The 24,650-nt window shown below is 42.9% G+C and carries 18 protein-coding genes; 7 read left to right on the forward strand and 11 right to left on the reverse strand.

All coding sequences use genetic code 11. The annotated features are described in order from the left end of the window. Positions 1-78: 78 nt before the first annotated feature. On the forward strand, positions 79-2,163 hold the full coding sequence (locus PQ469_RS23005) for a beta-galactosidase (RefSeq protein ID WP_274209754.1): 2,085 nt from the start codon (positions 79-81) through the stop codon (positions 2,161-2,163). Between the two features lie 525 nt (positions 2,164-2,688). Further along, the gene (locus PQ469_RS23010) at positions 2,689-4,500 is read left to right on the forward strand and encodes a tetratricopeptide repeat-containing sensor histidine kinase (RefSeq protein WP_274209755.1); all 1,812 of its coding nucleotides are present in this window, start codon (positions 2,689-2,691) and stop codon (positions 4,498-4,500) included. Positions 4,501-4,562: 62 nt separating this feature from the next. Here the strand turns inward: PQ469_RS23010 and PQ469_RS23015 are convergent, their stop codons facing one another. From PQ469_RS23015 to PQ469_RS23045, 8 genes are all read right to left on the reverse strand, one after another. After that, a complete protein-coding gene (locus PQ469_RS23015; protein ID WP_274209756.1) occupies positions 4,563-6,275 on the reverse strand; it encodes a HAMP domain-containing sensor histidine kinase in 1,713 nt (570 codons plus the stop codon). A 2-nt stretch (positions 6,276-6,277) separates the two neighbouring features. Then, a complete protein-coding gene (locus tag PQ469_RS23020; RefSeq protein ID WP_274209757.1) occupies positions 6,278-7,405 on the reverse strand; it encodes a sensor protein KdpD in 1,128 nt (375 codons plus the stop codon). Positions 7,406-7,736: 331 nt separating this feature from the next. Further along, the gene (locus PQ469_RS23025; protein ID WP_274209758.1) at positions 7,737-8,786 is read right to left on the reverse strand and encodes an outer membrane beta-barrel protein; all 1,050 of its coding nucleotides are present in this window, start codon (positions 8,784-8,786) and stop codon (positions 7,737-7,739) included. Positions 8,787-8,955: 169 nt separating this feature from the next. Then, complete coding sequence (locus PQ469_RS23030; RefSeq protein ID WP_274209759.1) at positions 8,956-9,522, reverse strand: K(+)-transporting ATPase subunit C; 567 nt, start codon at positions 9,520-9,522, stop codon at positions 8,956-8,958. A 144-nt stretch (positions 9,523-9,666) separates the two neighbouring features. Continuing rightward, positions 9,667-11,694: a potassium-transporting ATPase subunit KdpB gene (gene kdpB, locus PQ469_RS23035; protein WP_274209760.1), complete on the reverse strand. Its 2,028-nt coding sequence runs from the start codon at positions 11,692-11,694 to the stop codon at positions 9,667-9,669. A 2-nt stretch (positions 11,695-11,696) separates the two neighbouring features. Continuing rightward, on the reverse strand, positions 11,697-13,412 hold the full coding sequence (gene kdpA / locus PQ469_RS23040; protein WP_274209761.1) for a potassium-transporting ATPase subunit KdpA: 1,716 nt from the start codon (positions 13,410-13,412) through the stop codon (positions 11,697-11,699). An 11-nt stretch (positions 13,413-13,423) separates the two neighbouring features. Next, complete coding sequence (gene kdpF, locus PQ469_RS31425) at positions 13,424-13,501, reverse strand: K(+)-transporting ATPase subunit F (RefSeq protein ID WP_090651871.1); 78 nt, start codon at positions 13,499-13,501, stop codon at positions 13,424-13,426. Between the two features lie 459 nt (positions 13,502-13,960). Further along, positions 13,961-14,494, reverse strand: a complete 534-nt coding sequence (locus PQ469_RS23045; RefSeq protein ID WP_090651821.1) for a DUF892 family protein — start codon at positions 14,492-14,494, stop codon at positions 13,961-13,963. 131 nt (positions 14,495-14,625) lie between these two features. Between PQ469_RS23045 and PQ469_RS23050 the strand changes: the two genes are divergently transcribed. Both PQ469_RS23050 and PQ469_RS23055 read left to right on the forward strand, forming a co-directional pair. Next, entirely contained in the window at positions 14,626-15,096 is a 471-nt protein-coding gene (locus tag PQ469_RS23050) for a DUF4293 domain-containing protein (protein WP_090651820.1), read from the forward strand. 313 nt (positions 15,097-15,409) lie between these two features. Continuing rightward, the gene (locus tag PQ469_RS23055) at positions 15,410-17,254 is read left to right on the forward strand and encodes a DEAD/DEAH box helicase (protein WP_274209762.1); all 1,845 of its coding nucleotides are present in this window, start codon (positions 15,410-15,412) and stop codon (positions 17,252-17,254) included. Positions 17,255-17,603: 349 nt separating this feature from the next. On the opposite strand, the gene PQ469_RS23060 is transcribed toward PQ469_RS23055, so the two are convergent. The 3 genes from PQ469_RS23060 to PQ469_RS23070 are packed head-to-tail and all read right to left on the reverse strand — an operon-like array spanning position 17,604 to position 19,337. Further along, the gene (locus tag PQ469_RS23060; protein ID WP_274209763.1) at positions 17,604-17,939 is read right to left on the reverse strand and encodes a hypothetical protein; all 336 of its coding nucleotides are present in this window, start codon (positions 17,937-17,939) and stop codon (positions 17,604-17,606) included. Between the two features lie 50 nt (positions 17,940-17,989). Next, positions 17,990-18,301: a hypothetical protein gene (locus tag PQ469_RS23065; protein ID WP_274209764.1), complete on the reverse strand. Its 312-nt coding sequence runs from the start codon at positions 18,299-18,301 to the stop codon at positions 17,990-17,992. 34 nt (positions 18,302-18,335) lie between these two features. Further along, complete coding sequence (locus PQ469_RS23070; protein ID WP_274209765.1) at positions 18,336-19,337, reverse strand: NAD(P)H-dependent glycerol-3-phosphate dehydrogenase; 1,002 nt, start codon at positions 19,335-19,337, stop codon at positions 18,336-18,338. A 300-nt stretch (positions 19,338-19,637) separates the two neighbouring features. On the opposite strand from PQ469_RS23070, the gene PQ469_RS23075 reads away from it, so the two are divergent. From PQ469_RS23075 to PQ469_RS23085, 3 genes are all read left to right on the forward strand, one after another. Continuing rightward, entirely contained in the window at positions 19,638-20,831 is a 1,194-nt protein-coding gene (locus PQ469_RS23075; protein WP_274209766.1) for a hypothetical protein, read from the forward strand. Positions 20,832-20,889: 58 nt separating this feature from the next. After that, on the forward strand, positions 20,890-21,051 hold the full coding sequence (locus PQ469_RS23080; RefSeq protein WP_274209767.1) for a FeoB-associated Cys-rich membrane protein: 162 nt from the start codon (positions 20,890-20,892) through the stop codon (positions 21,049-21,051). Between the two features lie 68 nt (positions 21,052-21,119). Continuing rightward, complete coding sequence (locus PQ469_RS23085) at positions 21,120-24,575, forward strand: trifunctional glycoside hydrolase family 18/polysaccharide deacetylase/glycosyltransferase family 2 protein (RefSeq protein ID WP_274209768.1); 3,456 nt, start codon at positions 21,120-21,122, stop codon at positions 24,573-24,575. Positions 24,576-24,650: the final 75 nt, after the last annotated feature.

Below are 24,650 nucleotides of genomic sequence, written 5' to 3' on the forward strand. Positions count from 1 at the left end.
TTTTTATCATTATGTGTTAAAAACACAATTAATTTGTAGATTCATGCCCGAAACCAATTTACACCAAAAACCAGTTTTATGAAAAAGAGATTCCTGCTGCTTTTCATTGTGCAATTATTTTTTTGCGCCACTTCATTTGCGCAATACCCCAAAATGGATAAGCTGCTTTACGGCGTAGCTTATTATGATGAATATATGCCTTACGAGCGCCTTGACAAAGATGTAAAGATGATAAAGGAGGCAGGCATAAACGTGGTACGTATTGCCGAATCGACCTGGAGCACCGTTGAGCCACAAGATGGTGTTTTTGATTTTACCCATATTGACAGGATGCTGGCGGCCATGCAAAAAGGCGGCATTAAAGTGATAGTTGGTACGCCTACCTATGCCATACCTACCTGGATGGCCAAAAAACATCCCGAAATTTTAGCTATTACACCACAGGGCCAAAACCAATACGGGCCAAGGCAAAATATGGATATTACCAATACCGATTTCCGGATGTATGCCGAGCGGGTGATCCGCAAGATAATGGAGCATGTGAAAGATAACCCCGCCGTTATTGGTTACCAGGTTGATAACGAAACTAAATCATACGGTACATCTGGCCCAAATGTGCAGGCGTTGTTTGTAAAATACATGCAGGCCAAATACAAAACGCTTGATAATATTAACCATATTTTTGGCCTGGATTACTGGAGCAACCGCATTAACGCATGGGAAGATTTCCCATCGATGAATAACACCATCAATGGCAGTTTATCATCTGAATTTGCCAAATTTCAGCGCCAGGTGGTTACCCAATATTTAGGCTGGCAGGCCGCCATTGTGCGTGAATACAAACGCCCCGACCAATTCATTACCCAAAACTTCGACCTGGACTGGCGTGGCTCTTCTTTCGGTATCCAGCCCGATGTTGACCATTTTGCGGCTGCCAAGGTCCTGGATATTGCCGGGATAGATATTTATCACCCCAGCCAGGATAAGCTTACCGGCGCCGAGATTTCTTTTGGCGGCGATGTTACCCGATCAATGAAGGGCGGTAAAAACTATTTGACCATAGAGACCGAAGCGCAGGGATTTGCTCAATGGACGCCTTATCCCGGTCAGCTACGATTACAGGCTTTCAGTCACCTGGCCTCGGGCGCCAATATGGTTGGTTATTGGCCATGGCATTCCATCCACAACTCGGCCGAAACCTATTGGAAAGGGTTGTTAAGCCACGATTTTGAGCCCAACCCGGTTTATAACGAAGCTAAAACCATCGGCAAAGATTTTGACCGGCTAAGCCCGAAACTCATCAACCTGAAAAAGAAAAACGATGTAGCCATACTATTCAGCAACGAGGCGCTTACGGGCTTTAAGGCTTTTGGCTTTGGTTGGGGTGTACGCACCGGTTATAATGAAGTATTGCGCCAATTGTACGACGGCTTATACCATATGAACGTAGGCTGCGATTTTGTTGACCCTACCAGCCTGAACATCGAAAACTACAAGCTACTGATTGTGCCAGTTTTGTATGCCGCACCCGATAGTTTATTGCAACGGCTTAACCGCTATGTTAAAAATGGCGGCCACGTTGTTTATACTTTTAAAAGCGGCTTTAGCGACGAAAATGTTAAGGTACGCACAACCCACCAGCCCGGCATTATTAACGAGGCTTTAGGAATTTACTACAGCCAGTTCACGGTGCCCGAAAACGTTGGCCTTAAAGGCGATGATTTTAACCTGAAACCGGAAGATAAAAAGCTTAATACGTGGATGGAACTCATCACCCCTACCACTGCCAAAGTACTGGCCTATTATGACCACCCGGTTTGGGGCAAATACGCGGCCATTACCGAAAATACATACGGCAAAGGCCTGGCAACTTACATTGGCTGCGTTACTACAAGCGCCGTTACCGATAAAATACTGGCCGACGCGGTTAAAAAGGCAGGCCTTTGGGGTACCGATCAGCAGTTGGCTTTCCCTGTAATTACCAAGTACGGCGTAAACCAGGCGGGTAAAACGGTGCATTATTATTTTAATTACTCGGATAAGGAAGTAAACTTTACCTATCCTTATGGCAACGGGAAGGAACTGTTCTCAGGAGCAAATGTAAGCAGCAATTCGGCTATGCAATTGGAGCCTTGGGGGATGAAGATTGTGGAAGTGAATTAAGAGGATTAATTGATATTTGGAAGGCCTTCCGGGATTACTGGGAAGCTTTCTTGCTGGGGGCATTAAATGAGCTTTCATTTTTCCGGGCGTCATATCATAAGCTGCCTTGCGGTGAATTTGATTGAGAACGCTGGTGAGGTCTTTTCGTTGGTAAAAAACTGGCTTAAAATGCAAAGCGATCTACAGCTTGTTCGCTAAAATCTTTCGTTCGGCAATCCCGCTTTATATCCTGGATATTATCAATCGGTATTTAACAACTCATCATCACCTTGTGCGTAGCAGTCGATGACGTATCACCTATCTCCATCGGCAATTCGTCGGCTCCTCTGAGGGTGAACCTGCTCGCCTTAAATCCCTGATCCAGAAACTATTTGACTAATAAAGAAACCTGTTTTACAATCCATCGTATACAACTGTTAGGTATAGCCCCCTCAACTTTCGATGACTTTAAAGGCCAAACTATTACTTATACTGATGTTTCTGTTTGGCCTCCTGGCTCAAGGACAAAAAAAGGTAGTAGACAGCTTGCAAAAAAGACTTGAAAACTACCCGCAGAAAGATACTATCCGGGTAGATATTTTAAACGATTTGGCTTATGCCTGCTATAATAACAACGATGCAAAAAAAGTAAAGATTTATACTGTTGAAGCTGCTTCCCTGGCGCGGCAACTCAACTACCCCAAAGGCGAGGCTTTTGCTTACAGGAGGTTGAGCACGGTATACATGGACGATAATGCCAACCCTTTGGCGCTTGAGTATCTTAATAAAGCCTATAAAATTTTTAAACACTTAAATGATACCCTTAACTGCGCGCGCACATTAACCAATTTAGGTGTTTACTACCACACCATTAAAGATTATAAGCTGTCATTAATTTATTTTTCATCTGCGCTTGAACAAGCAAAAAAAATTGAACGCCATAAAATGGTGATACTGTTATTGTGCAATACCGGGGATATTTATGAAAAAAACGGGTTAATTAATAAGGCGTATATCAATTATAGCGAGGCGCTGGCCTTAACAATAAAAACAAATGATGCCGGTTATTTGAGCCTTTGCTATGCCAATTTAGCATCTATACATTTAAAAAAGAAGAATTATAAAACAGCGCTAAACTATTGCAATAAGGTTATTACGATGCTAACAAAGGATAGCAGCGGTACCGATTTAAGCGATGCATCTGCTGCTTGTGTTGTAAAAGCAAAGGTGTTTTATATTCAAAAGCGCTTTGATTTGTCGCGTCAGCTGCTAAACCGGGCCAACGTATTAAGCGAGCTAACCCGCAATTCGACAGACAGGCTGGCAATTTACCATGACTTTTTTTTACTTGATTCGGCCCAGCACGACTACGAGGCGGCCTTCAAAAGTAATTACCGGTTCCATAAGTTGAATGACAGCCTGGTTAATATTAATAAAAATCAGATAGCCGCGTTATACAATGTAAGGTTTGATTCGCAACTACGCGATGAAGAAAATAAACGCCTGCGGATATCTGAAGAAAGAAACCGGGCGATCATCAGCCAGCAACATACCGTTGAGGGTGCGCTGTTTATTGGACTGGCTTTCATTTGCCTGGGTTTTATCTACTTTCAGCGTATAAATGAACAGGTGAAGGCCAAAAACAAAATCATTGCCGAACAGAACCTGGTATTGGGAAACAGTAACATGGTTAAGGACAAGCTTTTCTCGGTGATATCTCATGATTTGCGCAGCCCCGTTACCCAGCTCATCTCTATTTTTAACATGTGGGAGAACGGCAATTTAAATAAAGAAGAACTATCAACGATTACCCCGGTGATAAAGGCAGATATCATTAACATACTGGAGTTGCTTGATAATTTACTCATCTGGTCGAAAAAACAACTGCAGGGTTTCCATTTCAGCCCCGAACTGTTTGACATATATCAACTGGCCAATGAAACCATTGCAGACTTAAAAAACAATATTTTACAGAAAAAAATAACGGTAGAAAATAACATAACACCAGGAACTAAAGTATATGCAGACAGCGCTATGATTAAAATAGTGTTGCGAAATTTAATGACGAACGCCATCAAATTCACCCCCCAACTGGGTGCAATCAGCGTGAGTTGTTATCCTGAAAAAGACAAACTGATCATCTGTGTAAAAGATACCGGCGTAGGTATAAAAAAGGCCGACCTGCACAAAATATTTTCATTGATAACGCACACTACCGCGGGCACAGATAATGAAAAAGGCACAGGCATAGGTTTGAGGATTTGCCAGGAATTTACAGAGATGAATAAAGGTAAAATATGGGTAGAAAGTGAACCCAATGCCGGCTCAACCTTTTGTTTCAGCCTCCCGCTGGAGTAAACCCGCAAGTGATCCCCGGTTCAGACTTCCGAAGTTTTTGAACCTTCGAAAGTCTTGTTCTCTTACAGCGCCCTCTTCAATGTAAAGGCAAACCGGCTCCCTGCCCCTATCTCGCTATCAACCATAATATGGCCGCTTTGGGCTTCAATAAAATCTTTGGCAATGGCAAGGCCAAGGCCGGTGCCGGTTTGGTCGGCGGTGGCGTTGGGCACTTTAAAGTAGCGCTCAAATAACCTCGACAGGTATTGCTCTTCTATGCCTTTACCATGATCTTTTACCGAAAATTCAATCTCGTCGTTCTTATGCTTTTTAACGGTTAGCTCCACAACTGATTTTTCGTGGCTGTATTTTATGGCGTTTGATAACAGGTTGATAAGTACCCAGGTAGTTTTATCAAGGTCGGCATGTACCTCGGGGAGGGTATCATCGCATTTTACTTTGATGTTTACATGCTTTTGATCGGCTGTGAATTTAATGGCCTTTACCGCATAATCAACAATGTTACGGGGGTGTGTACTGCCAAAGTTAAGCTGTAGTTTACCGGTTTCAACTTGTGCCATATCCAGCAGTTCGCCGGTTATTTGCAGCAGGCGGCGGGCATCATCATCAATATTTTCCAGCAGTTGCCTTTGCTCGGTGTTTACATTACCTATGCGGTCGTCCTCAAGCAATTTCAGGCTCATTTTTATGGACGATATCGGCGTTTTCAATTCATGCGATATGGTGGCAATGAAATTGGTTTTGGCTTCATCCAACTGCTGGTACTCGGTAATATTTTTAAGGATAATTACCTTACCTATCACTTTACTTTTGCTGCTCACAGATAATGAATCGCGGCTGTAAAAGCTTTCGCGGTTATCGGCAAAAATCTTTAACCGTGGCTGTTCATTTATAAGCAGGTTGCGCAGCAGGTCGTTCTCCAGCGCTATGTCTGGCGCGTACCGGCCGGTAAGCTGTTCGGTGGTCATGCCTATCAGGTTACACGCTACTTCGTTGGCAAATATGATAAACTGCTTTTCGTCTAAACCAATAATAGCATCGTGCATGGTATTAATAATAGTCTCTATCCGTTTTTTCTCAAACAGGATGCTGGCCAGGTTACTGTTCTCGTACTCATCCAGTTTCCGGGTCATATTATTAAAAGCCTGCCCTAATTCGCCAAACTCATCATCGGAGTGAAAGTCTATCTGCTGGTGGTAATTACGATTTGATACCTCTTTTATCCTTGCTGTTAATTCTTTTAAAGGATCGGCTATATAACCCGGAAAATTTACCGCAAAAGTGAACGCGATAGTAAACAATAAAAAAGCACTGACGGCCACCAGCACATTTGCCCTGCTTGCCGTATCAGTGGCGATGGCATTTTTTCGAGAAATTGCATCCATATTCAGGTGCATGATACCATAAATAAGCCGGCGGGCATGGCTCCTTAAAGGCAATTGCGCTGCTATATTGTTATTATGCTGCTTTATCTGCGTGTAAACAAGCGTCAACGAATCTGTTAATTCCTGCTCGCCCTTTTCTGTAACATTATGTTGCTGCAGTTTAAGGTTATTGTCGATAACCGCAATTTGTTTTGGCGAAAGCGCCTTATCATTCGCATCGATAGCATCCTGCATGTTTTGGGTAAACTGCAGGGTTTTATAATTATCCTTAAGTATTGCCCCGGCATCGGCCGACAGGCGGTTAAGGAAGTAAACAGATAATCCGCAACAGGTGAGCGCCAGTACAAACAAGAAACCGATGCCTGTACGGAGTTTATTTTTAATAGTCATGGTTATGATAGTATTACAAGGTCTATATCAGTTTTTGACATTTTATTTAACAATTGGGTAAAAACCGCCGTTTTCATAATAACCTGGTAAAATTTAAAGCGTGGCTTACCCAGGCAGATAGTGGTAATGTCGTACTTTTCGGCCGTTTCCCAAATGGTTTGGGCTATACGGTCGCTTTTTATTTTAATTACTTCGCCGCCCAGTTGTGTAGCCAATTTCATGTTATTAATGAGGTGGCGCTGCGAAGCCAGGTTTATTTTATCGCTGCTCTCTCTTGAGGTTTGCACATACAAAACAAAAAATTTAGAGCGGTAATATGATGACAACCTTGCTGTTTTACGAATAATTATTTTAGCCGATTCGTCATTGGTACTAATGCAGGCCAAAAAAAGCTCGGGCCTTAGTTTAATGGTTTTGGGTATCTCAATATCTATCTTCCGCTCTACCTGGTGGGCTACTTCGCGCAGGGCCAGTTCGCGCAGCTGTAGAATTCTATCGGCCTGGAAAAAGTTGTTGAGCGCCATCGGCACTTTTTTCTCGTCGTATATTTTGCCTTCCTTTAAGCGATCTATCAGTTCGTCGGCAGTAAGGTCGATGTTTACTACCTCGTCTGCCAGTTGCAACACCTTATCGGGGATCCGCTCGTTTATTTTGGCCCCGGTTATCCGTTCCACCTCTTCGTTCAGGCTTTCCATATGCTGGATGTTTACCGCGCTGATCACATTGATACCCGCGTTTAATATCTCCAGCACATCCTGCCAGCGTTTTTCGTTGCTGCTGCCTTCAATATTTGTATGTGCCAGTTCATCAACCAAAACCACCTCGGGACGCAGGCTAATGATGGCTTTCAAATCCATCTCCTCCAGCTCCTTACCTTTGTAAAACAGTTTGCGGCGGGGTATTACCGGCAAACCTTCTAATTGGGCAACGGTTTCTTTGCGGTTATGCGTTTCTATGTAGCCAATTTTAACGTCGATGCCGTTACGCATCAAAGCCTGGGCTTCCTGCAGCATGCGGAAGGTTTTGCCCACACCCGCGCTCATGCCTATGTAAACCTTGAATTTCCCGCGCCTTGATTTTTTTATCAGCTCCAGGAAATGCTCAACCGATCGTTCTTTTTCGCCGTCCATATTTCTATTAAGTTATTGTCATTTCGAACGAGGTACGAGGAGAAATCTTCGACACCTTACAATTCGACTATTCATATCGATAACCTGGCGTCGAAGATTTTTCGCTACGTCCAAGAGATAGTTTCTCTTTTGCTCCCCCGCGCTTTACCTCTCCGGCTCTTTCGAAATGACAAATTTCATTTGATTAAGTATGTAGATAATATACTTCTCTCTTAAACTAATAAAAGGGAGAGCCCTCGCGGCCCCCCTTTTAAGGTATGAATGTTTCTCAAACTAACATATAATTAAACCAAAATTAACTATACAACCATTCATACATATCTTTATTAAATTAAAAAGCGTACACCGCTGCCAGCACAAATTGCGAGGCAGTTTTAGTCGGGTCGCCCGAGTTATTTTTAAACGCGTTTGCCGATCCATTGTCGACCCTAAACTCGGGTATCAATGCCAGCGGACCAGCCTTAATATTTGCTGTAAAAGTTACTGCTGTTACATTTTCGCCGGGGGCAGGCGCGGCTGTAGAGGTATAGCTGCCGGTTTTTGTTTTAAAGTACTCGCCCCTAAGGCCTAATGTTACATCTTTTGAAACCGCGTATTGCGGATACAACGCCACCCCGTTAAAACCTCCTGTTATGCCATTGTTAGCTTTATAGTCGGCAGCGTTTAAGCCTAATTTAAAGGCATCTGTTATTTGGTAGGCTGTGGTCAAATCAAATTCTGTCCCCTGTAAACCACCTGTAATAACATTCAGATAAGCTGTCCACCCCTTTACCGGGATAACCGTTAGCTGAGCGCCAAAATTGTTAACCCTTTTGGTAGCTTGGTAGGCATTCCAGTTATCGTTAAATGCCCCAACCATCAGGCTTATTTTATCGGTAAAAGCATAGGTTGCCTTTACGCCAGCATTCTGGAACGGGCCATTAGTGAACAGATACGATGTGGAATAGTTAAAATTACCAACAGGGCTTATCACCTCATAGCCAATAAAAGTTGCCATATAACCACCGGTAAGGGTTAATTTATCGGTTACATCATACGCTACATATAGATTTTGGATATGATACGAGTCGCCGTTTGGCCCGTTAGGTACGGATTGCGCCTGCCCCCTTGGGCCAAAAGACATTTCGCCTAAAAAGGCAGCTTTACCAACTTTCTTCTTAACCCCCAGGTCTATCATCCCAATCGAAACTGAATTTTGGTCGGTAGCAAAACTGGTAGGGATCTGGCTGCCTTTATCAGCAAAGTCGTATTTATAATAAGTATCAACCGATCCAAAGATCACCAATGGCGCATCGGATGTTGTTTTAACAGTGTCCTGGGCTTTGGTTATCAAAGCGCTTAATAGTAAAAATGCAGGTATTAATATGAAGGTCTTTTTCATTTATGTATAAAAATCATTTACTTTTTCAGTTCCCCTCTCGAGAGGGGGTGCGTTGGGATTGTGCGGTAGCAGGGGTGTGTTATGCCATTTCGCGGGTTAAACACACTCCTCCCCCCTCTCAAGAAGGGAATAGCACTTGGCCCCGCTTTTTTTAACTACTTAAAGAGGGCTATTTCTTTAGCTCGTCCAATGCTACATTCAACTTCAGTACGTTTACTTTTGATGGGCCAAATAAGCCAAATAATGGTTTTTCGGTATGCTCATCAACCAGTTTGGTTACAACATCGGCAGATAGGCCACGTACTTTGGCAACACGGGCTACCTGTACCTTTGCGCCTGCAGGCGAAAGATCAGGATCTAACCCACTACCCGATGCGGTAACCAGTTCGGCAGGGATCTGGGCACGGGTTACACCGGGATTATGCTTTAAAAAATCCTGGATGCGGCCATCAACCTGTTTCAAATAATCGGGGTTTGAAGGGCCTTTGTTTGAACCTCCCGAACCGGCAGCGTTATAATCAACAGCCGACGGGCGGCTCCAGAAGTATTCGTCCTTAGTAAATTTTTGACCTTCGTTGGCATAACCAACTACGCGGCCTTTGTATGTTACGGTTTCCCCATCGCCATGGCCGGGAGTCAATTTACCAACACCGGCTATAGCTAATGGATAAATACCGGCTGTAATTACTATCAGGATGATAGTTAACTTGATTGATGGCAACAAATATGTTTTCATTTTCTTTTTAGATTTGAGATATGAGACTTGAGATATGAGATTTCCTTATCTCACATCTTTTAAATTGGATCTGAGTGCTTTGATATGAGATTTTCGACATTCTTTTTTTGTCTCAAATCTCATATCTCACCTCTCAAATCTCTTCTATATAAATACGCCTACGGCAAGGTCAATTAATTTAATACCGATAAATGGTATCAGTATACCACCAAGGCCGTAAATCAACAGGTTACGGCGTAGCAACGCACTGGCACCTATCGGTTTATATTCCACACCACGTAAGGCCAACGGTATCAGCAACGGGATAATGATGGCATTAAATATCACTGCCGATAATATGGCCGATTCGGGGCTGTGCAATGCCATGATATTAAGCGCCCTTAATGATGGTATAGATACCATGAATAAGGCAGGAACAATAGCAAAGTACTTGGCTACGTCATTGGCTATCGAGAAGGTAGTAAGCGTACCGCGGGTCATCAGTAATTGTTTACCAATCTCTACAATCTCAATCAGCTTGGTTGGGTCGTTATCCAAATCAACCATGTTACCGGCTTCTTTGGCTGCCTGGGTACCGCTGTTCATGGCTACACCAACATCGGCCTGAGCCAATGCTGGGGCATCGTTTGTACCGTCACCCATCATGGCTACCAGTTTGCCGCCTTGTTGTTCTTTTTTAATGTAGTTCATTTTATCCTCGGGTTTAGCCTCGGCAATAAAATCATCCACACCTGCTTTTTCAGCAATAAATTTGGCAGTTAAAGGGTTATCACCGGTAACCATTACCGTTTTAACGCCCATTTTACGCAGGCGGTCAAAACGTTCGGCAATGCCGGGTTTAATAATGTCCTGTAATTCAATTACGCCCATTATCTTCTCATTTTGCGATACCACCAGCGGTGTACCACCATTCGACGAGATTTTTTTAACGTTATCCTCAACCTCGGTTGGGAAAGCGTGACCAGCCTTTAAGGCAATGTTACGGATAGAATCAAAAGCACCTTTACGGATGCGTAAACCATCGGGCGTATCCAAACCGCTTGAGCGGGTTTCGGCGGTGAATTTTATAAATACCGAATTTGCAGGGGCAACCACTTTAGGTAAGGTTTTATCCTCGTTGGCAAGTTCCACTATCGATTTACCTTCGGGGGTTTCATCGGCCAGAGAACTTAATACACATGCGGCTACAAAGCTGGCGTTGCTAACACCTGTGGCGGGGTAAAAATTGGTTGCCTTACGGTTACCAATAGTAATGGTACCTGTTTTATCTAATAACAAGGTATCCAAATCGCCTGCAGTTTCAACCGCTTTACCGCTTTTGGTTATCACGTTTGCGCGTAATGCCCTATCCATCCCGGCAATACCGATGGCCGATAACAGGCCACCGATAGTGGTTGGGATAAGACAAACAAATAATGAGATGAATGCGGCAATTGTTATCGGGGTATTTGAATAATCGCCAAAAGGTTTCAGGGTAACGCACACAATAACAAAGATGAGCGTAAAGCCTGCAAGCAGGATAGTTAAAGCTATCTCGTTTGGTGTTTTCTGGCGCGATGCACCTTCAACCAGCGCAATCATCTTATCCAAAAAGCTTTCGCCGGGCTGGGTGGTTACCATAACCTTTATCTTATCGGATAATACTTTGGTACCACCGGTCACTGATGATTTATCACCGCCAGATTCGCGGATAACCGGGGCAGATTCACCTGTGATGGCCGATTCGTCGATGGTAGCAATACCTTCAATAATCTCGCCATCGGTAGGGATATTGTCGCCTGTTTCGCATATAAACACATCGCCTTTTTTTAACTGGCTCGACATTACCATGGTTTCCTTACCGTTAACCAGTAAGCGGGCGGGAGTTTCCTCGCGGGTTTTGCGCAGGCTTTCGGCCTGGGCTTTACCACGTGCTTCGGCGATAGCTTCGGCAAAGTTGGCAAACAGCACGGTAAGCAACAGTACCAAAAACACGGTGAAGTTATAGGCAAAGCTGCCCTGTCCTTTATTTGCAAAGGAAAATATAGTTACAATAAGCATTACTGCCGTTCCTATTTCAACGGTAAACATAACCGGGTTACGGAACAGTATGCGTGGGTTTAGTTTGATGAACGACTGTTTAAAAGCCTCTTTCATCTGATCGCCCTGAAATAATGTATTTGAGGTTTTCATGATTATCTAAGTGAAAAATGTTCAGCAATTGGACCTAAAGCCAGTGCAGGAAAAAACGACAGGGCGGCTATAATTACAATCACCGCGAATATCATTAGCCCAAAAGTTGAGGTATCGCTTTTAAGTGTTCCGGCAGATTCAGGAATGTATTTTTTATTGGCCAATAAACCAGCTATAGCCAGCGGACCAATTATTGGTAAAAACCTGCCCAGCACCATTACAATACCGGTAGTTACGTTCCAAAAAATGTTACCATCGCCCAACCCTTCAAAACCCGAACCGTTGTTGGCCGCTGCTGAAGTATACTCATACAGCATTTCAGAAAAACCGTGGTTACCTGGGTTATTTAACCATGATGATGGTTTTACTGCCCAATCGGCACCAGGCATGTGCACCACCACGTATGATGATACGGCTAAGCCTACCAATATGATGAATGGGTGTAATAAAGCAATCAGCGAAGCTACCTTCATTTCCCGGGCTTCAATTTTGCGGCCCAGGAACTCCGGTGTACGGCCTACCATCAGGCCCGATATAAATACCGCGATGATGATAAAGATGTAAAAATTAAGGAAACCAACACCCACACCGCCATAAAAGCAATTAACCATCATACCCAGCAATTGCATACAACCTGATAAAGGCATGGTACTATCATGCATGGAGTTTACCGAACCTGTTGAAGTAACAGTAGTCATTATGCTCCAGTATGCGGAATTGGCCGGCCCAAACCTTACTTCCTTGCCTTCCATAGCGCCGGTAGGCTGGCTTACACCCATATGGGCTATAGCGGGGTTACCGTTTAGTTCGGCATTAATGGTTGGTATCATCAGCATGAGCATTCCCAGCGTCATCACCCCGAAAATTACGTAAGCAAATTTCTTTTTATTAAGGTAAAAGCCCAGGGCAAATACCAGCGCTATAGGAATAATAAGCTGTGCAACCAACTCAACTGTGTTGGTTAAGTAGTTAGGGTTTTCGATAGGGTGGGCAGAGTTTGCACCAAACCAGCCACCACCGTTTGTACCTAAGTGTTTAATAGCTACCAGTGCAGCAACCGGGCCGCGGGATACATGAACGGTATCGCCCTGCATGCTGATAAAAGTATCTTTACCTGCATAGCTGGTAGTCATGCCGTTAAAGGCGAAGATGACAGCTATTACAAATGAAATAGGCAATAATATACGGGTAATGGCTTTTACAAAGTAATCCCAAAAGTTACCCAGTTTATCGGTCACTTTATCTTTCAGGGCCCTGTACAGCACAACCAGCGCTGCAATACCGGTAGCTGCCGATACAAAGTGCAGGAACATAAACACAAAATGCTGTGTAAAGTAAGTGGCGCCGCTTTCGCCCGAGTAGTGCTGTAAGTTACAGTTTACCAAAAAGCTGATGGCGGTGTTAAAAGCCGTATCGGGCGACTGGCCAGGATTTGCATCCGGGTTAAGTGGCAGATGGCCTTGTGCCATTAAACAAACAAATGCATAAATAAGCCATACGCTATTGATAGTAAGCAGGGCAAATAAATGCTGTTTCCAATTCATTTCCTTTTTGGCATCAATGCCGCTGAAACGAAAAATAAAACGTTCGAGCGGGGCTAAAAAGTCGAGCCAGGTTTTTTCGCCTTTAAAAATGCGGGCGATGTAACGGCCCAGAGGGATGGCTACTGCCAGCGTGAGCAGGTAGGTAAAAATTACACCTGAAATTTCAGTGTTCATGGTTTAATAGTTTAAAATTTTTCGGGTTTAAGCAGCACATACACCATGTATACAAACACAGCCACTGCCACGATGAATAATGCGATCATGATGATTAGATTTTTTCGAAGTAATTAACTGATTTGAAGAAGATCCAGAAGATGACCACGAAAGTCACTATGTAAATTGCAATCTGTAAAATATCCATATTCTTATGTTTTTGCAGAGAGCTTTACCAAGTAGATGCCAATAAATGACAATACCAATCAAGTAACTGAATTTCAGTTAATTAACATTGAATAGCCGCGACGAAATGGATTTAATTGATGAAAATTGCCTATCATTTTGATAGATGATTATCAATCTGGGAGAAAGAAACGATATGTTGCGGAAAACACCCTTATCAAGGGCTGGTACGAGGCATCTATCAGCAACAAAAACTTGTGGCAGCGGTGGTACCACTCTACAAAAACGCCCCGGGACAGGTTGAACACGGAACATTTGACTATCAGGGATCTATATCTAATAATCAACAAACTAAATATTTACTTTTTACCAGAAGCTGTTGCTTAACCGGCAGATGGCTGGGTTATGTATTCTTTATAAATACCTTCAAACATTAGCTTATCTTCTACTGCCTGTTTAAATGGTTTATCTAAAAAGGTGTTACTGTAACCTATTGCCTTAGCCAGGTTCTTCAGCACCTTAAAATATGTAACCTCGATACCTTCAACCAGTTGCAGATAAAATACAATAAAAACATCACGCTCCATAGGCGTTTTTCCCGACCGGATGGCAGTTATATAGGCTTCAAGCGTCATGGCTTTCATGCCCAGTACGCTTATTTTTGATTGATCTTCGCCTATCGCGCTAAATATCCCGTCAATGTGTACCATCTGGTTTTCAGCATCATCACTGCAATCTTGTATGGCATTTTTTAAATATTGCAGTGTTGCCAGGGTTTTTATCTCCTCAAAAAAATGAATAAGATGCAGCTTGCCGCAATAAATGCTGTTTAAGTGTTCGAGGAAAATTTTTTTAAGATGCGCATCTTCAAACTTCACCTCCTGTGGCGATAGGTTTTTATCAGGGCTTGGGGTCATCGCTTAATAATTATTGGAAAATCTGTTTAAAGATACTATAATAATTATCATAAAAAGCAAATTACATCTCCATTAAAAAACAATAACGCAATGGCTAAAACAACTATATTTGCCATTATATTTTTAACATTATGCTACAACGAATACAAAGCATTTACCTGCTTGCAGCCAGCCTGGTTTTGTTTGCCCTTTACTTTTTTCCGCTGGCTCATAACGTTTACGTAAATAATGTCCCTGTAACTATTACCGTCACCGGCATTTTTCAGGATGTTAACGGCGCGCAAAAACATATCGAATCTTTTACGGCGCTTACGGCCATAACGGCTGTAGTGGCGCTTATACCACTTGTTATAATTTTCCTTTTCAAAAACCGCAAGCAGCAACTGGCTTTTTGCTATGGCGCTATATTGGTATTGTTTGGCTACAGTTTCTGGATGGCGCAAACTGTAAAAAAAGCGGTAGGCGAAGGCGTTCAATTAGATACGCATACAATGGGAATTGGTTTGTTCCTGACATCAATAAGCATTATTATGCTGCTATTGGCCACCAAGGGTATCAAAAATGATGAAAAGCTGATCAAATCTGCCGATAGGTTAAGATAATATTATATGAGCGAAGTTTTAACGAGTAATAGTGCAAATTAAAAACCTGTGCTTGGATAGCTTTGCTACAAAAGGCAAAAAAAAGCGACAACACCTGTTTTAATCCAATCCAAAACACGTCCGGCACTCCCGGAATAATCGGTAAAATTTACAAAATCCATAATTAAGTTGCTATTTCAAAGGCTATTACCGCCAAAATCAGAATAGATCACTCAAAAGCGATTTTGATTGCATATACTTATTGCTTTTATAAAATATTAGCGCTATCTTTGCGCCCGATTTGGCGATGTTGCCAAATTCGTTATTTTAATTCATGAACCCATTTATTGAACTGGGAATCCGTCATGATATTGTTAATGCCATCTCTGAGTTAGGGTTTGAAAACCCAACGCCAATCCAGGAACAGTCAATTCCGGTATTGTTAACAGGCAGCAACGATTTTGTCGGATTAGCCCAAACCGGGACCGGTAAGACTGCTGCCTTTGGCCTACCATTATTAGAGCTGTTGGATTTTGAAGAAAATCATCCACAGGCACTTGTTTTATGCCCAACACGTGAACTTTGTTTACAGATCACGAACGACATTAAAAATTACTCCAAAAAAATGGACAACGTTCACGTTGTGGCCGTTTATGGCGGAGCAAGCATTATGGATCAGTTACGCCAGATTAAACGCGGCGTACAGATCGTTGTGGCCACACCAGGCCGTATGCTTGATATCATTAACCGTAAGGCGATAGATTTTTCGAAGGTAAAATTTGTAGTATTGGATGAAGCTGATGAAATGCTCAATATGGGCTTTCAGGAAGACATTGATAATATCTTATCTACCACTCCGGACGAGAAAAAAACCTGGCTGTTTTCGGCCACCATGCCAACTGAAGTTCGCCGTATAGCGAAAAAGTACATGCACGAGCCATTTGAGCTTACCATGGGCACAAAAAACACCGGCAATGCCAACATTGAGCACGAGTACTACATTGTACGTGCCCGTGATAAGTATGCCGCTTTTAAACGTATTGTTGATTTTAATCCTGATATTTTTGGTATCGTATTTTGCCGTACCAAAATAGAAACCCAGGATATTGCAGAAGCCCTGATCAAAGACGGTTACAATGCCGATTCGTTACATGGCGACCTGTCGCAACAGCAACGCGATAAGGTAATGAAACGCTACCGCGAGCGCAGCCTGCAATTGTTAATTGCTACTGATGTTGCTGCACGTGGTATTGATGTTAATGATGTAACACACGTTATTAACTACTCGTTACCAGACGAGGTTGAAAACTACACCCACCGTAGCGGCCGTACAGCCCGTGCAGGTAAAACAGGTGTATCTATCAGCATTATTAACGCCAAAGAATTAGGTAAAATACGCCAGATTGAGCGCACCCTGGGTAAGCGCTTTGTTAAAGCCGAGATTCCAACCGGGTTTGATGTTTGCGAGAAACAATTATTCTCCATTGTTCATAAAGTACACAACGTACAGGTTAATGAGCAGCAAATTGAGCAATACATCCCGCGTATTATGGAAGAGTTTAAGGATATGAGCAAAGAAGAGTTTATCAAACGCTTTGCATCAATTGAATTTAACCGTTTCCTTGATTATTACAAAAATGCACCTGATCTTAACGCAAGCGTTGAAGAAGGTGGCCGCAGGGATAGGGATGACCGTGGTGAGCGAGGCGAACGTGGTGCTTCAAGCGGCCCCTCTGCTTACACCCGTTTATTTATAAACTTAGGTTCGGTTGATGAATTTAACCGCGGCGATTTGTTAGGTTACATTTGCAACACATCAAAAATTAGCGGCCGCAGCGTTGGTAAAATAGATGTTAAAGGTGTTTATTCATTCTTTGAAGTACCTAACGAAGATGTTGAAAAGGTAAGCGCAGGCTTTAAAGACGCCGAGTACAAAGGTCGCCCCGTACGGATAGAAGTATCTGGCGAAGGCACCAGCGACCGTCGTGAAAGCAGTGGTGGTTACCGTGGCGGCGACCGTCGTGAAGGTGGTTACCGTGGTGGTGACCGCAGAGAAGGTGGTGGTTACCGTGGTGGCGAAAGAAGCAACTCAGGCGGCGGTGATCGTCGTAGTGGTGGCTTCCGTGACTTCTCCGGCAAACCCCGCGAAGATCGCCCGGAACGCAAAAGAAGATTCTAAGTTTAGTATCAAGTAGTAAGTATCAAGTAGCAAGATAATATTAACTTATTGAAGCTGTCTTGATACTTGATACTAAATACTTACTACTGGATAAAAGATAGTTTTCATGGGCTTCCCCTGGTAAGGAAGCGAGTTTTAGTTTAGTTTTGTTAACAAAGCCTTCAATGCCGCCAGCATGAGGGCTTTTGTTTTTTGACATACCTCCCCACCGTAGCGACGCAACATTTTGCGTCTCCCGCCAGACAGGCGAATTTGCAAGTTGGATTTGCACACGGGAGACTACACGAAAAAAAGATCTCAACCTTCACAATAAAACCACTCACTATTCTCTACTCACCACTCACAGCCCCTACCTCGCAAACTCCACCAAATCCGAATCCGGGTAAAAGAGTGTGAGTTTATGATCATCCAGGTTTTTTATCAGGAATTTAGTATATGGCCTGCTACCCTGGTACGATGTAAAAATGGTATCTTTTTGCACAAAATAATCTTCAGTAACCGGTTGTCCATCATCGGTAGTAAAACCTTTTTCTGTTATCTCCAGTTTAGTGGCACCGTCTTTTGATACCCATTTGCCCATTAATTTTTTGTTAGCTTCGCTTTTTGCAGCCTGGTTACTGTTGCATGCAAAAGCAAACAACGTGAGGGCATAAACAGCGGGCATTACTAAAGCATATTTTTTCATGACAAACATGGTAAGTGCAGGCCTAAGCCTGCACTGTTAAGATACAACTTTTATTTTTCCGGCTTATCAATAAGCTGAGATTTTTTTATATAAACGCGGTGGCCTTTTTTGTTCACGTAATAGTATTTATCGTGCTCGTCAATATAAACCGTATGGTTGCCAGGTCCAACCTTTCCTTCGTACTTCTTATCAACTACAGCCGATGCGCCGTTGGCGGCAATCTGTGATGTTTTATGGCCAACCTTTTTAGCCGTTCTTGAAATTTTATGCCCAATTGTACTGTCTTTGTGGGTTTGTGCAAATGCCGGCGATATCATAAATGTACCGGCTGCAAACATTGCAATTTTGAATAAATTTTTCATGGTAGTAAATAAATTAAGTTAATGCTATTAGCATTTAACTCAATTTCTCGGCCAAAAGCCTCATTTCAACCACCGGTGAGTGTTTTTGATATAAAATAGCATAAACAGCATCGCAAATGGGCATGTTTACCTTGTACTGTTTGTTAACCTGCTGTAGGCAATTTACTGCATAATATCCTTCGGCTATCATATTCATTTCCAGCTGGGCCGATGTAACGGTATACCCCTTCCCTATCATATTGCCAAAAGTACGATTACGGCTAAACTGCGAGTAAGCGGTAACCAGCAAATCGCCCAGGTAAGCCGATTCTTTAATGTCCCGGTTAATAGGGTGCACTGCATCAACAAACCTTTCCAACTCGCGTATCGCGTTTGAAATGAGCACCGACTGGAAATTATCGCCATACCCTACTCCATGGCAAATACCACCCGCAATGGCATACACATTTTTTAATACAGCCCCCCACTCGGTGCCATAAATATCATCAGATACATTGGTTTTTATGTAACGGGTATTAATCATTCCCGCAAACTCCGTAGCCAAAGCAGCATCACCGGATGCAATGGTAAGGTAAGAGAGTTTCTCTAATGCAACTTCTTCGGCATGGCAAGGTCCGCTTATTACAATAAAATCTTCAAACGGAATACCATATTTTTGGTGTAAAAACTCGCCGATAATTAAATTTTCATCGGGCACAATACCCTTTATAGCCGATACAACTTTTTTGCCAGCCAAATCTGCAGGCCTAATGCCAGTTAGTGCTTCTTTTAAAAAAGCAGCCGGCACATTTAGCAACACAATATCAGCCACTTGTATCAATGATTTTAAATCTGTTGATATATTTTGTTTAGGCAGCTTTATTTCTACCGAGCTTAAATAATGGGGATTATGCCCAAATTTGTTTAGGTGCTCAACCGCCTGCGTATTACGCATCCACCAAAAAATTTCCTTTTCGGTAGTATTATCAGCCAACATTTTTACATTGGCTGTAGCCCAGCTTCCTCCGCCAACAACGGTTATCTTTTTGTTATACATTTAATAAATTAAAGTAGTAATGCCAGGTTTAAGTTTTAATTGACAAAGCAAATTAAGGAATTTTTATTCAGATAAGGGGAAAGGTTAAAGGCGAAAGGTTAAAGTGCTTGACGACTAAAATTAGTGGACTTTTAAAATGATAAACTAAATTGGTTAAGTTTGTTTATAGTGTCACTGCTATCAAGCGCTGTCATCCTGAGGAACGAAGGATCTGTTGGCCGACATGCATCGCCGCCTGAAAAGCGGCAAACAGATGCTTCGTTCCTCAGCATGACAGGGGGATAAAACTTTTTTTACCATATGAACCCATCACCCAGGAAAACATTTAACGCAGGCTTTACCGATGCCAAATACCAGGAATTTTTGAGCAAACTTAACGAGGGGCTGCACAGCCCTGTTCAATTTCGTGTGGCCGAGACACCTGTTTTTTTGACTGCCGATTTTCGCGACAGGCTGATTGCCGCCGGGAACGACATTGTAGATACCATCCTCCGACCCGGTTTTAAGGAACTTACTGAACGGGCAATTCCCGATAAATGGCGTGTTGCCAATGAGACTGGTCATCCTCATTTTATCGCACTTGATTTTGGCGTATGCAAAGATGAATACGGCAATATTGTACCTAAGCTGATAGAAATGCAGGGCTTTCCATCCTTATACGGGTTCCAGATTTTGCTGGGCGATGTTTATACGGATGTTTTTGATATTGCCGGTGATGAAACCGTTTATTTTAACGGATTGAACAAAGCCAGTTACATTGACCTGCTCAGGAAAACGATTATAGGCGATTGCAAACCGGCCGAAGTGGTTTTAATGGATGTAAATGCCCCGGAGCAAAAAACCGCAGTCGACTTTTATATTACTGAAAAATACCTTGGCATCCCGGTGGTATCTTTAACCGAGCTGGTGCAACAACAAAATAAGCTATTTTATAAAACAGATAGCGGCCTTCAATTAATTAAGCGTATTTATAACCGCTTAATTTTTGATGAAATTGATAACGATCCGGAGATTTTTGAAAAGGTTGTTGATATCAGGAAGCCTGTTGATGTGGAGTGGATAACACACCCCAATTGGTTTTACCGCATCAGTAAATTTACCATGCCTTTTTTAAGCGGCGATTACATTCCCAAAACACAGTTTTTGCACCAGGTAGATTACCTGCCGGCCGACCTGGAAAACTATGTATTGAAGCCATTGTTTTCTTTTGCCGGCCAGGGTGTAATTATTGATGTTACATTGGATGATATCCGCAGCATTAAAGAGCCCGAAAACTGGATATTACAGCAAAAAGTAAACTACGAGCCGATTGTACAGTCGCCAGATGGCGGTGTAAAGGTCGAAATCAGGTTGTTGTACTTATGGCCGGACGGAGACGAAAAACCTACACTGGCCATAAACCTGGCCCGGTTAAGCCGCGGAAAGATGATTGGCGTACGTTATAATAAAGATTTTGACTGGGTTGGCGGAACAATTGCCTTTATGCCACGTTAAACTATATACTATTAAAAGCGTCTGTACGTATATATTAAAAATTAAGTATTTTTGCACTATGAACATCCAGGTAATTTTAGTTATTGTTCTTTTTGCCGCTGCTGTTTTTTACATTGGCCGTATGATGTATAAAAGCCTCACCGCTAAAAAAAGTTGCGGTGGCAATTGTAAATGCGGTGTTGATTTTTCGGGCATCGAGCCCGGCAAAACAGACAAATAGGTTACAACATCCATTCATCATATCTTCATTTGTTACCTATACTTTTAAACCAGAAGTAATCTCACTTAATGGCTTCAAATAAGCAAATTTTTCAGGCAGACTCACCAAACAGATGGAACCGTTTTAAATGGCTCAGCCGCATACTATTTGCCTTTTTGGCAGTAGGTATTGTTGCCGTAATAGTTACCATTAAATCTACCTATTACCCCAGTTTGCCAAGCCTCGACCTGGCACCCAAAAAAATGTCGAAAGAGGAGCTTGCGCAAATCAAGCGGTCAACCAAATACCGGTCGTTTAAAATACAAAAAGGCGAAATTGAGGCCCTTGAACGTGCAAAACGCCTGCATCAACGCAAACATCCTAATAATAAAGACCGCCTGAATGTGGCCTTTTACCGCCCATGGGAGCCACAGGCTTATTATTCGTTGCTGGATAACATGCCAAAGCTTGATATGGTGGTAAGCGAAGGTTTTTCTATCCTTCCGGGTGTCGACACTGTAATTACCAAAGTTGATACGGGGCTCATCAACGTTAATAAAAAATATAATAAGCCCATTGTACTCACACTATCAAACTATATAAATAAAAACAACCAGGAAGGCGGTTATGATAGCTATGATATTGAGCGCATTTTTAAAAAACCTGCTTTGCGTGCCGGTTTTATTAACAGTATTGTAAATGCCCTTACAAAATATAAGTTTAAAGGCATCAATGTAGATCTGGACGAAATTAAAGACCGCAACAGCAAAACTTATATTGCTTTTCAAACCGAGCTTTATAAAACATTAAAAGCCAAGGGTTTCCTGGTTACACAAAACGTAGTGCCCGAAGATGAGGCTTACAATATTATAAGGTTGCAGCATGTTAACGATTTTTTGTTCATTATGGCCATTGATGAGCATAATGAGCTAAGCAATCCGGGCGATTTATCAAACCAGCACTGGGTTGAACAGATACTGGATGATGTATGCAGCCAGGTACCCAGCGAAAAAATTATATTGACTTTTGCAGGCGGCGCTTATGATTGGCGCGAAACCAGCATCGGCAAATCCATAGGTTATCAGCAGGCTATTAGCGCTGCCGAAGAAAACCAAAGCAAGATCACATTTGATCCGGCTTCGGCAAATTCTCATTTTACCTATATGGATAAGGATAGCCTTGACCATACCATTTATTTTGCCGACGCTGCTACCAACTTTAACGTCATCCGCATGGCCGATGACTGGGCAACCGGCGGGGTGGCTCTGTGGCGCATGGGTACCGAAGATCCAAGGCTATGGTCGTTCTTCCAGAAAAACCTATCTATCGATTCGCTGCGTAAAACCGGTGTCGACTTAAAAAAGTTAACTTCTGTTGGTTTAAATAGCCGTAAAAACGTAGAGTATGATGGCGATGGCGAGGTGCTCGACCTGATAACCACGCCCCAAACCGGCGAGATTGATGTAAAACTGGATACAGGCAACTATACCATCACTGCGCAAACTTATAAAAGACTGCCCACCAAGTACATGATCCGTAAGTATGGGTATAAGCCTAAAAAGGTTGTTTTGACCTTTGATGACGGACCCGACCCGGATTACACCCCGCGCATTCTTGATATCCTAAAAAAAGAAAAAGTTCCGGCCTCCTTCTTCGTAGTGGGTTCCATGGCCGAAAAAAACATAGCCATCCTGAGGCGAATTTATGAGGACGGTTATGAAATTGGAAACCACACATTCTTCCATCCGGATATATCAACCATCAGCCTGCAACGCGTGGTGCTTGAGCTAAACGCTACCCGCAAAATCATCGAATCGGTTACAGGCCGCAGCACCATATTGTTCCGCCCGCCATTTAACGCCGATGCCGAGCCCGAAACGTTGGCCGAAGTAATCCCTGTAGCCGAAAGCCGCAGGCAAAGCTATATCACTATTGGCGAATCTATCGACCCATGGGATTGGCAGCCCGGCGTAACAGCCGACAGCATTGTTGCCCGCACCATCAGGCAGGCCAACAATGGATCGATGATCCTGCTGCATGATGCCGGCGGCGATACCCGTGAAGAAACAGTAAAGGCATTACCAGCCATTATACACTACTTTAAAACACATGGCTACCAGTTTACTACCATTGCCGATGTGCTTGACAAAACCAAAGATGACCTGATGCCACCTATAAAAGACGATCATACCGGCATTTTTGGCCCTATGTATGATGTCGCGGTACATGCTTATTACTATTTCAACTGGTTTTTGATATATGTGTTTTTGTCGGCTATATTCCTGGCCATAGGCCGTATTGTTTTGATTGCTATACTGGCGGTAAGACAAAACAGCGAGAACAAAAAGACCGTAAAACTGCGTGGCGACAATTTGCCACTTCCGCCCGTGAGTATTATTGTACCAGCTTATAACGAGGAGGTAAATGCCGTTGCCACTATCCAAAGTTTATTAAAAACCGAATACCCGGTTTTTGAAATTATTTTTGTTGACGACGGATCAAAAGATAAAACGTTTGAAGTAGTATCGGCTGCTTATGAAGGCCATCCGCTGGTTAAAATATTAACCAAGCCCAATGGTGGTAAAGCATCGGCCCTTAATTTTGGTATAACCCATGCCACCAGCGATTTTGTTGTTTGTATTGATGCAGATACGCAACTTAAAAACGACGCTATTTATCAATTGATGAGCTACTTTACCGATGAGGAAATTGGCGCTGTGGCAGGCACAGTAAAAGTTGGCAACGAAACCAATATTATTACCAGGTGGCAATCAATAGAGTACATTACCGCCCAAAACATGGACCGCCGCGCTTTCGACCTCATCAATAGCATTACTGTAGTACCAGGCGCTATTGGAGCATTCCGCAAATCGGCCATTTTCCGTGCCGGCGGCTTTACTTACGATACCCTGGCCGAGGATTGTGATTTAACCATGCGCATCCTCAAACAAGGCTACATTGTAAAAAACTGTGCCGAAGCTATTGCATATACCGAAGCACCGGAAACCATTAATATGTTACTTAAACAACGTTTCCGCTGGAGTTTCGGGGTTATTCAAAGCTTCTGGAAAAACCGCGACGCATTGTTCAACAAAAAGTATAAATTCTTTGGGATGGTGGGCATGCCCAATATCCTCATTTTCCAGATTATACTACCACTGTTCTCCCCGTTGGCCGATCTGATGATGATCTTCGCGCTGTTTGGCGAGAAGCCGGAGAAAATGCTGATATACTATGTGGCTTTTGTGGTTATCGATTTCATTGTGGGCATTATTGCTTTCCGAATGGAAAAAGAAGATTACAGGAAGCTTATTTACATTATACCGCAACGATTCCTGTGGAGACAGCTGATGTATTACGTACTGTTTAAATCGATGCGTAAGGCCCTTAAAGGCGAGTTAAGCGGCTGGGGCGTACTAAAACGTACCGGTAACGTAAATGTTAAAGGCGGTCAAAAGAAGAACAACTCGGCAATTTACATTATTGTTGCTTTGCTAATAATTGCTGCGATTGTATTCTGGGTGGTAAAAAAGTGGTATATGTAAGTTAAAGAACTGTAAGCAAGTCAAGGCAAAAACACCCCGCGTCTGGAATGTATTTTGTCTTGATTCCTTGCCTTT

Origin of the sequence: Mucilaginibacter sp. KACC 22773 (assembly GCF_028736215.1) — a bacterium.
Taxonomy (GTDB): Bacteria; Bacteroidota; Bacteroidia; order Sphingobacteriales; family Sphingobacteriaceae; genus Mucilaginibacter.